The sequence below is a fragment of the Streptomyces sp. P9(2023) genome (assembly GCF_032436795.1).
Taxonomy (GTDB): domain Bacteria; phylum Actinomycetota; class Actinomycetes; order Streptomycetales; family Streptomycetaceae; genus Streptomyces.
Map to the genome: position 1 here is coordinate 1 of NZ_JAUPWM010000419.1, position 277 is coordinate 277.

Genomic DNA, 277 nt, shown 5'->3' on the forward strand with positions numbered 1-277 from the left:
GGTCGGCATCGGCGCCGCCCTCACCACGGCGTGGGCCATGATCAGCGGGGTGGACGCCCGAGACGGACGGCGCATCGCCCTGCTCGTGCTGCTGGTCGCGTGCGTCGTCGGGCTCAAGGTGGTGAGCTGACGTGGCGTGGGTGTGGCTCATCATGTCCGGCATCCTCGAGGCTGTCTGGGCGACGGCGCTGGGCGCGTCCGACGGGCTGAGCCGACCGGGGCCAACCGCGCTGTTCGCCCTCACGCTCACGCTCAGCATGGTGGGCCTGGCCGCAGC

At 72.6% G+C, this 277-nt stretch carries 1 pseudogene; it reads left to right on the top strand.

Going from position 1 to position 277, the window contains the following annotated elements:
- Positions 1-140 precede the first annotated feature (140 nt).
- Positions 141-277: pseudogene (locus tag Q5762_RS38180) on the top strand (QacE family quaternary ammonium compound efflux SMR transporter); the annotation flags it as partial.